The organism is Mycobacterium sp. DL (assembly GCF_039729195.1).
In the GTDB taxonomy this organism is placed as follows: Bacteria; Actinomycetota; Actinomycetes; order Mycobacteriales; family Mycobacteriaceae; genus Mycobacterium; species Mycobacterium hippocampi_A.
In genome coordinates this window covers 6104851-6117476 of record NZ_CP155796.1, presented here as the reverse complement: position 1 = coordinate 6117476, position 12626 = coordinate 6104851, and the positions used below count along the sequence as shown (strand labels likewise).

At 63.9% G+C, this 12626-nt stretch carries 9 protein-coding genes; 8 read left to right on the top strand and 1 reads right to left on the bottom strand.

From position 1 onward, the window contains the following. Positions 1–23: 23 nt before the first annotated feature. Together ABDC78_RS29125 and ABDC78_RS29120 are read left to right on the top strand one after the other, a co-directional pair. Positions 24–1652, top strand: coding sequence for a glutamate synthase-related protein (locus tag ABDC78_RS29125; RefSeq protein ID WP_178357684.1), 1629 nt, complete (start codon positions 24–26; stop codon positions 1650–1652). Further along, a complete protein-coding gene (locus tag ABDC78_RS29120; protein ID WP_347133271.1) occupies positions 1649–3613 on the top strand; it encodes a thiamine pyrophosphate-dependent enzyme in 1965 nt (654 codons plus the stop codon). The genes ABDC78_RS29125 and ABDC78_RS29120 overlap by 4 nt, the downstream gene beginning before the upstream one ends. Here the strand turns inward: ABDC78_RS29120 and ABDC78_RS29115 are convergent. After that, positions 3610–4092: a MarR family transcriptional regulator gene (locus ABDC78_RS29115; protein WP_178357683.1), complete on the bottom strand. Its 483-nt coding sequence runs from the start codon at positions 4090–4092 to the stop codon at positions 3610–3612. The genes ABDC78_RS29120 and ABDC78_RS29115 overlap by 4 nt on opposite strands. A gap of 1014 nt (positions 4093–5106) precedes the next feature. Here ABDC78_RS29115 and ABDC78_RS29110 point away from each other — a divergent pair. From ABDC78_RS29110 to ABDC78_RS29085, 6 genes are all read left to right on the top strand, one after another. Then, a complete protein-coding gene (locus ABDC78_RS29110) occupies positions 5107–5841 on the top strand; it encodes a GntR family transcriptional regulator (protein ID WP_178357682.1) in 735 nt (244 codons plus the stop codon). Then, on the top strand, positions 5828–7027 hold the full coding sequence (locus tag ABDC78_RS29105) for a CoA transferase (protein WP_178357681.1): 1200 nt from the start codon (positions 5828–5830) through the stop codon (positions 7025–7027). The genes ABDC78_RS29110 and ABDC78_RS29105 overlap by 14 nt, the downstream gene beginning before the upstream one ends. Positions 7028–7102: 75 nt before the next feature. After that, positions 7103–8257: an extracellular solute-binding protein gene (locus ABDC78_RS29100; protein ID WP_178357680.1), complete on the top strand. Its 1155-nt coding sequence runs from the start codon at positions 7103–7105 to the stop codon at positions 8255–8257. Between the two features lie 85 nt (positions 8258–8342). Beyond that, positions 8343–10085 carry an iron ABC transporter permease gene (locus ABDC78_RS29095; RefSeq protein ID WP_178357679.1) on the top strand — a complete coding sequence of 581 codons (1743 nt, stop codon included), beginning with the start codon at positions 8343–8345 and terminating at the stop codon, positions 10083–10085. Continuing rightward, positions 10078–11184 carry an ABC transporter ATP-binding protein gene (locus tag ABDC78_RS29090; protein WP_178357678.1) on the top strand — a complete coding sequence of 369 codons (1107 nt, stop codon included), beginning with the start codon at positions 10078–10080 and terminating at the stop codon, positions 11182–11184. The genes ABDC78_RS29095 and ABDC78_RS29090 overlap by 8 nt, the downstream gene beginning before the upstream one ends. Before the next feature lie 35 nt (positions 11185–11219). Then, positions 11220–12350, top strand: a complete 1131-nt coding sequence (locus ABDC78_RS29085; protein WP_178357677.1) for a citrate/2-methylcitrate synthase — start codon at positions 11220–11222, stop codon at positions 12348–12350. The last annotated feature ends 276 nt before the right edge of the window (positions 12351–12626 follow it).

Below are 12626 nucleotides of genomic sequence, written 5' to 3'. Positions count from 1 at the left end.
GCCCAGCCCCGGCGAGGAGTGTCGTGAGTATCGGTACAGCGAATGCACTGCGGGTGGCGTCCTTGGACGACCTGACACCCGACAAACCGCATCCCGTCTCGGTTGGTGGTGTGGACATCATCCTCATCCGCCGAGGCGAGAGCGTGTCCGCCCTCAACGGTCGGTGCCCCCATCGGGGTGCGCTCCTGGCGGACGGGCGTATCGAGGGCGACCTGGTGGTGTGCGGCGTGCACGGTTGGCGATACGACTCCGAGACTGGCGTGTCACCGGTGAACCGCGCGGTAGCGCTCGCCAAGTTTCCCGCCTGGGTGTCAGGCGGCGACGTGTACCTGGATGAGTCGTCGGTGACGGACTTCAAGCGCGCCGACTCGGTGGCCTACGAGGATGACGGCTATCAGGGCCGCTGGATCAAGCCGGCCGACTCCGCCGACGAACCGTTCGTCACACACATCCACGAACTCGCGGCACACGGCCTGGACAACGTCGGCCACCACGGACCGATGGCGGCCATGGGCGTGCCCAGGGATCAATTGCCGAAGTGGGAGTCGATCCAGCTGGTGACCGGGCAACTGGCGCGATTGCCGCTGCTGGAGGACGAGCCGGTCGATACCACGACAGTGATCGGGCCTGCGGCCAAACAGCCACTGGTACTGGATATCCCGCTGTTCGTCAGTGATATGAGCTTTGGAGCGCTCTCGGAGGAGGCCAAGGTCGCTTTGTCCGCGGGCGCGCAGCTGGCCGGCACCGGAATCTGTTCCGGCGAAGGCGGCATGCTTCCCGAAGAGCAGCAGCACAACGAGCGATACTTCTATGAACTTGCCTCCGCCCGTTTCGGGTGGAATTTCGAGCATCTTCAAAAGGTGCAGGCATTTCACTTCAAGGGCGGACAAGGCGCCAAAACCGGCACCGGCGGCCATCTGCCCGGAACCAAGGTGACCGGCAAGATCGCCGAGGTGCGGGGCCTTTCGGAGGGCACGGCTGCGATCTCTCCCGCCCGGTTCCCCGATTGGACCTCGCTCGATCAGTTTCGCGACTTCGCCGCACAGGTGCGAGAGGCGTCCGGGGGAATTCCCATCGGGTACAAGATGAGTGCGCAGCAGATCGAACGCGATATCGACGCGGCTCTGGCGATCGGTGTCGACTACATCATCCTCGACGGGCGCGGTGGTGGAACTGGCGCAGCACCAACTCTGTTCCGCGACAACATCTCCGTACCGACGATCCCGGCACTGGCCAGGGCGCGACGGCACCTGACAGCGTCCGGGGCCCACGACGTCACGCTTGCCGTCACCGGGGGGATTCGTACCGCGGCCGACATGGTCAAGGCTTTGGCGCTGGGCGCAGATGCCATCGGATTGTCCAACTCGGCACTTCAAGCCATCGGATGCGTCGGGATGCGCGCGTGCAACAGCAACGCCTGTCCGGTGGGGATCGCCACGCAGCAGCCCCACCTTCGCGACCGGCTGCCTGTGCAACTTGCCGCGCAGCGCCTGCACCGCTTTCTACACTCCACCGTCGAGCTGATGGTGGTTCTCGCCAGGGCATGTGGCCACCGACGCCTCTCCGAGTTCGAACTCGACGACCTGGTCACGTTCGACCGTGACTTCGCCTATCTCAGCGGAGTCCCCTACGCAGGAGTGGTGCCACTGTGACGTACGACAACATCGATCACGGCCGAAACATGCAATGGCATAAAGCGATCGACTCCGAATCCCTCGACGAGGGGGAAGTGACGGTGTGCCCTGTCGGTCTGAAGTCCGTCGCGCTGACGAAACTGCGCGGCGAGTTCGGCGCCATCGACAACCGCTGCCCCCATCAAGGCGGGCCGCTGGGGCAGGGCACCCTGGAGAACGGAAAGATCCGGTGTCCCTGGCACGGCTTCGATTTCGACCCGTTCACTGGTGAAGCCGCAGGCGGACCCGACTTCGACGTCCCAACCTACCCTGTTGAGGTTCGCGCGGACGGGGTCTACGTAGGCACGCCGGCGCCTGCCCCACACGTTCGTACGGTCAGCGACGTGCTGGTCGAGACGATGACCAACTGGGGAGTCGACACGGTATTCGGGATGGTCGGGCACTCGAATCTCGGTATGGCGGAGGCGATGCACCGTGCGGAGACCGAGGGCAAGCTCCGCTACTTCGGCATTCGTCACGAGGGGGCGGCGGCCTTCGCGGCATCGGCCTACGGCAAGCTGACCGGCAGGCCCGCCGCCTGCTTCGGCATCGCCGGGCCAGGTTCCACGAACCTGCTGACCGGTCTGTACGACGCGAAGGCAGACCGTGCACCGGTGCTGGCCCTCTCGGGCAACGTGGATTCGTCTGTTGCAGGCAAAGGCGCCTTCCAGGACATCGACCTGCTCGCCGCGTTCGCCGACGTCTCCACCTATTCGGCCATGGTCCGCTCGGGATCCGACCACGCCGAACTGATGACAATGGCACTCAAGCACGCCATTCTCGAACGCGGAGTCGGGCACCTCGTCCTGCCCGACGAGGTGCAGGTACTCGCGGCGCCGCGACAGCCCGCCTCCGACCCCACTGGGCGGATGCCCGACCTTCGCGTTGGCCCGCCCGCACCTGCGCTCGAGGAGGCTCTCGACCGCATCGCAGCCGCCGCCAGGCCGGTTGTCGTGGTGGGTGCGGGCGCTAAATACGATATGGCACAGGTGATTTCACTTGCCGAACGATTGAACGCCCCGATCCTGACCACGTTCAAAGCCAAGGGGCAGATCTCCGACAGGCATCCACTGGCCTGCGGAGTCCTGGGACGTTCCGGAACACCCGTCGCTTCCTGGATGATGAACAAGGCCGACCTGTTGCTGGTGTTCGGCGCATCGTTTTCGAACCACAGCGGTATCTCGCCCTATAAGCCGACAGTGCAGGTGGACACCGATCCTCTGATGCTCGGCCGGTTCCAGCCTGTAACGGTGCCGGTACTCGGCGATGTGGGGGTCACCGCCTGCGCGTTGGCGGAAGGTCTGCGCATTCACCCGGAGATCGTCGACCAGCGCCCGGAGATCGCCGAACGCTGGGCGGTGTGGCGCACGGAGAAGGCCCGACGTGCGGTTGTAGCGCGGGGCAACGGGCGGGTGTCCGCAGCGACGGTCTTCCACGTGCTGAACGGGCTGGCACCTGAGAACGCCGTCATGACAGTCGACGTGGGCAACCACGCCTACTCGTTCGGGCGGTATTTCGAACCCACGTCACAGGCGGTTCTCATGTCGGGCTATCTCGGTTCGATCGGCTTCGGCTTCCCGGCCGCCCTCGGCGCGTGGGCGGCGGGGCCGGATCGCCCGATCATCGCCGTCACCGGCGACGGTGGATTCGGTCAGTACCTCGCCGAATTCACCACCGCTGTGAAGTACGACATGAACATCACCCACATCCTGCTCAACAACGGCGAACTCGCCAAGATCAGCGAAGAACAGCGCAGCGCCGAGTATGCGGTCTGGCAGACGTCGCTGCTGAATCCCGACTTCTCATCGCTGGCCCGTGACTGCGGCGCCTACGGCAAGCGTGTCACCGATCCGGCCGACGTCGGGTCCGTCATCGCAGAAGCGCTCGAGCACCCCGGACCGGCCATGGTGGAGATCATGACCGACCCGAGAACGCACTAGCCCAGATTCGACGCGATCCCGTCGAGAGCGTCTCGCATCGCGTGTTGCTGGTCGGTATCGAGGATGTCGAAGACCAGCCTGCGGACGGCGCGCACATGGGCAGGGGCCGCCGCCTTCAGTTGAGTCAGTCCGGCTTCGGTCAGGATCGCGTTCGTGCAGCGACCGTCGGTCGGGTCAGGCGCCCGGCGAACCAGTCCGCGCTGCTCCAGACGCCCGATGAGATGGGAGAGCCGCGACAGCTCGGAGTTCACGAGGAAAGCCAGTCTGCTCAACCTGACCGTGCGATCTGCCTGCTCGGAGATCATGACGAGGACGTAGTACTCGACGAAGCTGAGCGAGAAGTCCTCGCGCAGCTGACGATCCAGTTCGTTGGGAAGCAGCACCGATACGCGGTGCAGCGCCATCCAGGTCCGGCGCTCATCCTCGGTCAACCATGGGGCGGGGCCGTCGAACGACGGCGGCGCCTCGGCTGGTGTCATCGCTGCAGTCTAAGCGAGGCAGCAGCACATCACGGGGCACCTTCCACCGACCCTCGCTTACGCCGGTCGTATTCCGACTTCATCTGAGGCCGCGGCGGCGCCGCTGCAAAGTAACCCGTTATCTTTCGCCATAGCGCAGCGCCGCAAGTTGCCGAGGTTCCCGCGGCGGGTGCCCGGGACGGTGCGGCTTTCCGGTCGGATGTCGACCAAGCGGATGGAGCCTGCATCATCGACAGTTACGACCGAGAAGTCGTTGTCCACGTACTGACCCGAGTCGGCAATCCCCGCCGGGCTGATGTGCTTCGATCTGAACTTCATCACCTGGACGACGCAGGCGTCACCCGAGCAGATGCTCGTCACCTACATGCCCGAGCCCGCGTCCCCGTCGGCTGAGGCCCTCCGCCTCCTCGAGTCGATTGTCAGCACAGATGCATGAGGTTCGTGCGCCGCGTCGATGCTGCGACTTGCGCTCGCCGCAAGCCGAGGTCGGGAGAAGCCGGGTTGCTCGATTGTCACGACGGCGGGGTTGAATCTGTTGGGGTGAGTCGCGATGACTGGCTCGAGGAGGATGGCGTGGTGCTAGGACCGCGTTAGTTCCCGTCGACGAAACTGCGCCGTGGTCTATGACGAGGTTCCATCGGACCGCACCTTCGCTGATGCCGGCCTTCGGAGCCAGCTGCCGCACAAGATGACGTAGAGCACCCGGCTCAGGGCTGAAGAAGAGCTGCATCACCCCAAAGTGCAGACCGACCCGATTGGTGACTGTCCGCGCCACCGCCCCTGTCGCGGCGGAAGTGTCGACCGGTGGACCTTCATCGGAGATCCTGCCCCTCCGCGGAGTTCGACGGGCGCGCAGCGTGATCGCTTCACAAGCGTGCAACCGATGGGGTCGAACGTCCTAGCAGGCTCATGCCGGTGAACTGCCTACGACGGACCGGAACGTAGAACCGGAGGAGTGGATTCGATCGGATCGAATCTGTTGACCGCCACTGTGATGTTCGCTACATTTGGCCGGTGAAATTCGATCAGATCGAAAATGACGAAGACTCAGGCACAGCCGAAATGAGCGCGTCTGAACGCGTTCACGCGGCGCTGCGGTCGCGCATCCTCAAAGGAGATCTGCGCGACGGCCAACGTCTGGTGGTTCGAGAGATCGCACAGACCTACAGCGTGAGCGACCTGCCCGTGCGCGAAGCCATCCGCATGCTTCAAAGCGACGGACTGTGCGTGGTCAACAGAAACCGCGGCGCTTGCGTCACCACGATCACCCCCGAAGACATCCCAGGCGCCTACCTGCTGCGTGGCGAAGTTGAAGCACTGTCGACAAGGTTGGCAGGCCCGAATCTCTCCGAGACCGACCTGGCGAAACTCGCCTCGATGGCGCAGGACATGGAACTGCTTGCCATGCAGGACGAAACGGAGGGATACGTCGCCGTAAACCGGGAGTTCCACGCGCTGATCCTGGCGCGCTGTCCTTACGCCAACATCCGCCGGATGGTGGAAGAGCTGACTGACGGTCACTTCGACTACGCCGTCATCTTCGGTGTCGACACCCGTGAACTGAGTCGCTCGTCCAGCCATCACAACAAGCTGGTCGACTGCCTCAAAGCAGGCGACTGGCATCAAGCCGGAGCAGTCTCGATGGGCCGCAAGATGGAGATCGCCCGCACTCTGCTCATCGCACTCAACCGTCCGGTCCCACCGGAGCTCTACAGCGAGGCTCCGGAGGCCGGCAATGACTACGAGTAGGCAGCCGTTGGAGGGCCTGCGGGTGCTCGATCTGAGCAACCTGCTGGCCGGCCCGATGTCGACAATGCACCTGGCCGACTACGGCGCCGATGTGATCAAGGTCGAGCATCCGACTCGCGGCGACGAGATGCGCAAATGGGGACTGCAAAAGGACGGCGTCGGACTTTTCTTCAAGGTCATCAATCGGAACAAGCGCACGATAACCATTGACCTAGGCAACCCCCAGGGACGCGACCTGGTCCGCAAACTGGCCGCCGAAGTCGACGTTGTCGTGGAGAATTTTCGCACCGGAACCGTCGAGCGTTGGGGCATCGGATACGACGATCTTGCGGCCGCCAATCCAGATCTGATCATGGTGCATCTCACGGGGTTCGGGCGCACCGGTCCCTTAGCGCACGAGCCTGGATTCGGTTCGCTGGTCGAGGCTTTCGCCGGCGCCGCCTACGTCAACGGGCACGACGACCGGGAGCCGCTGATCCAACCGTTCGGCCTCGGCGACACCTCCGCAGCCATCTTCGCCGCCTTCGCGGTGATGGTGGCGGTCTACAACCGAGACCAAGGGCACGGTGGCCAAGAGATCGACCTCGGACTGTACGAGGGGTTGTTCACGATGCTCGGTCCACAGGTGATCAACTACGACCAACTGGGAGTTATCCAGGAACGCTACGGGGCCGACAATCCGTTCGTCGCCCCCCGGGGAACGTATCTGACCCGCGACGGGCACTGGGTCGCCATCTCCGGCTCGACGCAGGCGACATTCGAAAGAATCTGCCGGGCACTAGAACTGGACCACCTACTGACTGACGAGCGGTTCTCGACCAACGCTTTGCGCGTTGCAAACGGCGCCGCCCTGGCCGACCTGTTGCGCAAGTCGATAATTGGCCGGGATCGCGACGACCTTGTGGCGCTCGCGCGCAAGCACCAGGCCACCATGGGCCCCGTGAACAACGTCGCGGACATGTTCACAGACAGCCAGGTCGAGGCTCGCGGCAACCTGGTGGAGATCGAGGATCCTGAGCTCGGACCGGTGCGAATGCAGAACGTGGCCATCACTTTCAGCGAGACGCCAGGGAATGTCACTCACACCGGGCCGGAGAAAGCAGCGTTCAACGATGAGGTCTTCGGTGGCCTTCTCGGTCTCGGGAAGGAGGAGATTGAGCGGCTCAAGGATGCCGGAGTCATCTAGCCGACAGGGCCGGAGATCGTCGCGCTCGCGGCGTACCGGCGCCGAACTGCAGCACACTACGAAGAAGGGCAAGCAATGAAGCTTCATCCACCACGCTTCGGCAGACGGATCACCGCCACGGTCGCCTGCTTCGCAACGTTGAGCATGGTCCTGGCGGCGTGTGGGTCATCCGATTCCCCGACGACAGACCTGGCTGAAGGCAGCTACCCCGACTACTACCCGGCCGAATACTCCGAGATAGTCGAGGCATCTCGCGATGAGGCGCCGCTTGACGTCTACAGCATCATGTCAGCCGAAGACTGGGCCCCGCTGCTTGAGGGCTTCAACCAACTCTATCCCTGGATCGAGGTGCGGACAGTCGACCTCGGCACCACCGAAGTCTTTGAGCGTTACTACGCTGAGGCGGCCACATCGGCACCGACTGCCGACGCCATCGTCTCTATCGCCGCCGACGGGTGGCAGCGCTTCATAGACCGCGGTGAACTCCAGCCCTACCAGTCGCCCGAGCTGGCAGAACTGCCCGAATGGTCACACGAATGGGCAGGCGACGGCCTGTACGTCATGTCTGCAGACCCCTTCTCGATCGTCTACAACGAGACGCTGCTGCCTGAAGGCGCCGAACCGCCTGAGAGCTTCGCGGACGTCGTGCAACTCGTCCAGTCCGATCCCGACTTCTACCAGGGCAAGGTGGCCACCTACGCGGGTGACGCTCAGTGGGGAATGTTCTGGTTCATCGATCGCAAACTGCGCGAAAAGTTCTGGGACGGAATGCGTTCCATGGGACCGGCGCTGCGCTTCGAGGCATCCGGCGGGGCAATGGGCGAAAAGATGGTCAGCGGCGAGTATGCCATCGCGATCTACGCGCCGTTGAGCACCATTCCACGTGGATCGGATTCGTTCCTGAAGTTCGCTCTCATGGATGACGCCCAACCGATCAGCGACCGCAGCATCGGCATCACCAAGCAGGCCAAAGCGCCCAACTCCGCCAAGCTGCTCATCGACTTCCTCCTCTCAGAAGCCGGCCAGCAGCTGATCCCGCTGATGGAACGCGTGCCGTACCGGCCCAGTGTGCAAGCTGCGGTCGAGGAGACCGGTTGGTGGCATCTGTCCGGGATCATCGACGAAGTCGGTGAGGACGCGATCGTCCAAATGGGGCCCACACCCGACATTCTCATCGATGGCGAGTATGACCGGATCATCGACGGATTCGCCCAGTTGCAGAGCAGTTGACCCTTCACGCCTGTGGCCTGTGCCCCGGCCACACCGGGGCGCAGGCACCGTCACAACGTGATCGGCAGAAAGCAGAGGGAATTCGGTGACCACAGACACCATGGTGCGTCGGACACGGTCCGGCGATGCCGCGGTGGCGGCCCCCTCGGGACCGCGCCAGCGGGCATTCCAGTGGGCGGTTCTCTCGGTCACGGGCTTCATCGTGCTTGCCCCGGTGTTGCCGGTCGTTTGGCAGTCCTTCCTCGACGCTCCGCTGTACGACGACGGCTCGTTCACCCTGGACAACTATGCGCAACTGGCCGTCTCCGGCGAGGTGCGCACAATGTTGCTCAACACCATCGGATTCGCTTTCATGACCACAGCACTCGCCGTCGTGTTGGGGCTGGGAGTGGGCTTTCTGGTCATCCGGACGGACTTGCCTGGGCGCCGCGTCATCTCGGCGGTGTTCAGCTGGCCGCTGTACACCTCAGCGCTTGTGCTCGCATTCGGTTGGGTCATCGTCTACGGACCCGCCGGATATGTGACGAGTGGGATCGCGAACCTGTTCGGGATGAGGCAGGGCCCAGGCTGGCTGTACACCTTGCCTGGGATGGCAGTTGTAGCCGGAATCGCCGAGGCCCCCTTGGTGTATATGTTCGCGACACGCTCGCTGCAGTCATTCAATCCCGCACTCGAGGAAGCGGCACGCACGCTGGGCGCATCACCATGGCGAGTGATCGGCACTGTGGCGCTCCCGCTGATGCGTCCGGCGATGCTGTACAGCATCCTGCTCGTGTTCATCGCCGCGTTGGAATCACTGTCGATCCCCTTGATTCTCGGAAAGCCCTCGGGAATCGAGATGTTCGCGAGCTTCCTTTACATGGAGGGATTGGTGCGCCCGAACCCCAACTACGGTCTGCTGGCCGCCGCGTCGATCGCATTGATCGCCTTTGCGGCGTTGCTGATCTGGGTGCAGGGCCGAATCTTGGGTGACAAACAGCGTTTCGTCACCGTCACCGGCAAAGCAACTCAGCCCCGGCGGTTGGCGCTTGGCGCGCTGCGGTGGCCCATCGCGCTGTCGGTCGGAGGCTTTGTGCTCTTCGCCTCGTTCATCCCGATCGTGGGAATCGTGCTGCGGTCGATGACTCAGATTCTGAGCCCTTTTGTTCCTCTGGGAGATTCGCTGACACTGGGCAATTTCGAGCAGATCTTCAGTACGCCGTCGTACATGTCCTCGATCCAGACGAGCCTGATCGTCGCATTGGTGGGCGCGGCGATCGCGGCCGCACTGGCGGCGACGATCGGCCTGGTGGCCTACCGGTCCGACTTCCGGCTTCGTAAATCACTCGACTTTCTTTCTGTCACACCCCGGGCGCTACCCGCGATCGTCGTCAGCATCGGGGTGTTCTGGGCAATGTTCATGTTCCCGTTCATGGATCCGCTGCGCGGGACCTTGTGGATCCTCGTTTTCGCGTTCATCATCCGGTTCCTGCCGCTGGGTATCGGCCTGGTGGTGCCAGCGTTCATCGGTGTCCATCGCGACCTCGACAACGCTGCCCGGATGGCCGGTGCGTCGTGGCTGCGCGCCACTACCGCGATGACACTGCGACTTTCAGCGCCGGCGGTGGCAGGGGCCTATATCGTGCTGTTCTCGCACTTCCTGCGGGAGTATGCGTCCGCGGTTTATCTCATCTCGCCCGGCGTCAACGTCATCGGCACGTCGATGCTCCAACTTTGGGATCAGGGCATCGTCGGCGCCGTGGCCGCCTTCGCCATGATCCAGATCGCCCTCGGCACGGTCGTCGTGCTGATCGGGAAGCGTCTGACGGGAGTGAAAGCCCATGGCTGACATCCGTATTGAAGGCCTGACGAAGCGGTACGGTGACGTCGCCGCCGTCGACGACGTCAGCCTCGACATTCGAGGTGGCGAGTTCTTCACACTGCTGGGGCCCAGCGGGTGCGGCAAGTCCACGCTGCTGTCGATGATCGCGGGGCTCGTGGAGCCCGACGGCGGCCGGTTGAGTATCAGTGACCGGGTGGTCTCAGATAAGGCGAAACGCGTATTCGTGATGCCCGAGAAGCGTGACTGTGGGCTGGTTTTCCAGTCCTATGCGTTGTGGCCGCACATGAACGTCTACGACAACCTCCGGTATGGCCTCAAGCTGAAGAAGGTGCCACGTGACCAGCAGCGTGAGCGGATCCAGAACGCGCTCGAACTAGTTGGTCTGGAGCGCCTTGCGGAGCGCTACCCGCATGAACTCTCTGGCGGTCAGCAACAGCGGGCGGCGCTGGCGCGCACCATTGTCGCCGAGCCCAAGGTGCTGCTGCTCGACGAGCCGCTTTCGAATCTGGACGCGAAGCTACGGACCCAAGCACGCATCTGGCTGCGCGAGATCCACGAGGAGACGCGGCTGACCACGGTGTACGTCACGCACGATCAAGAGGAAGCGCTGTCGCTCAGCAACCGGATAGCGGTGATGGACCGCGGAACGGTGCAGCAGGTCGACGCCCCAGAGACGCTGTATCAGAAGCCGGCTTCGAAGTTGGTCGCGGAATTCATCGGCACCACGCACTTCGTTGACGGCACGGTCACCCATTCGAACGGACGGCAGTTGACCATCGGACTGGATGGCGAGGCTCAAGGTGACGCGCCAGGTCCGGAGCTGAGCACCGAAGTGACTGACAGTCAGCGGCAACCCGGCGACCGGGTCACCATCGCATTGCGACCGGAGCAACTCGAGATCCTCGACACCGACGTTGCCACGGGCCACGCCGACCTGCCTTGCCGGGTCCTATCGGTGGCGTACCTCGGCGGTCGCTATCTCTATCGGCTCGCCGCCGGCGCGAACGAACTCGAGGTGCACAGCGCTCGACGGATCGACAAGCAGAAATGCGTGATCCGCATAGCCACTGAGGATCTGCCGGTGTTCGATCTGACCGTCGGCTGAACAGGCATACCGATTACTGACTGAGGAGGTGTGCGGTGCCCGAAGTGCCCGCAACACAATTCAACGAGACGACGCGGTTGTGTCCCGGTTTCGTAGGTGTCACCGCCTTCACCACTGCGATCTGTCAACCCTCGAGCCTCGGTGACAAGCTGCGATTTCGTGGTGTAGATATCCGCGACCTCGTGGGCGTACGCCCCTATGACGATGTGTGGCGGCTGTTGGTCGACGACGATCCCGGCGCAGGCACGTTGGCTCAGATCGCCGACACCGAAGTGGTCGCCGCTCTCGACGTCTCGGGGAACCCCAGGGTGTCTCTGCAGCGGATGATCCTACGGCTGGGGCAAGGCCGGGAAATGAAAGTTACCCAAGGCGGGGACGCCGGCGCTCTGCGCGACGACCTGGCTCTGTTGTCGATGGCGTACGCGGTCGGGCTCGGAGTGCTGCTGTCTTCGCGCGCTGATGGCGCCAACGAGACCCCGCCAATGGACTTGATGTCGCTGAGCGTGGCTGAGCGGTTGGTGCTGGCGTGGCGCGGTGAACTCGAACCGGCAGTGGTTCGGGTGGTGGACTCGATGCTGTCGACAGTGGCTGAGCACGGCACCACCGCATCAACTTTCGGGGCCCGAGTGGTGGCCAGCACCGGAGCCGACGCGGCGGCTTGCCTCAGCGCTGGGTTATCCGCCATCGGCGGACCACGCCATGGCGGCGCCACGCGCGGGGCGATGATGTTGCTGCGGGAACTGAGCGTTGATCCTGCTGCCGCGCCGAGTTACGTCGAACGGCTGCTGGCCGCCGGCCGCCGCTTGCCCGGTATGGGCCACCGGGTGTACCGCGAACAGGATCCGCGGGTGCCGATTCTGCGGGGACTCGCCGAGAGTGTTGACGCACCTCTGATTGCTGCGGCGGATGCCTATCAGCGGGCGGCAGAGGCGGCACTCGCGGCTCGCAGCGCCGACCGTCGGCTTCCTGCCAATCCAGACCTGTGGCTGCCGGTGGTTCTCGACGGCATCGGCGTGCCCGACGACTTCATGGACGCGTTCCTGGCCGGATCGAGAATCGCGGGTTGGAGTGCTCACAGCGTCGAGCAGGTGGTGACCGGCGGTCCACTACTGCGCCCCGACGATATCTATTCCGGCCGCGACGCACGCACTCTCGCCAAGGACTGAGGTTGGGTACCCACGCGCTGTGTAGCGGTGCTGCCAGCAGCTTAACTTGGGACCAGCCGACCCGATCAACCCTCCGCCGCACGCCACGCACCTCGCCGAACTCATTGGCAGCGCTCGTCTCGTGACGGTCCCGGACATGGGCCACGCGCTCGGTGCTCCGGTGATCGAACCCCTTGCCGCGGCGATACTCACCCAGACGACGGTTGTTGGGTCCGCGTGCCGACATTCTCCGGACCCCGGCAAGTGACGGACGATCGGCTCGTGGATGTGGCTGGC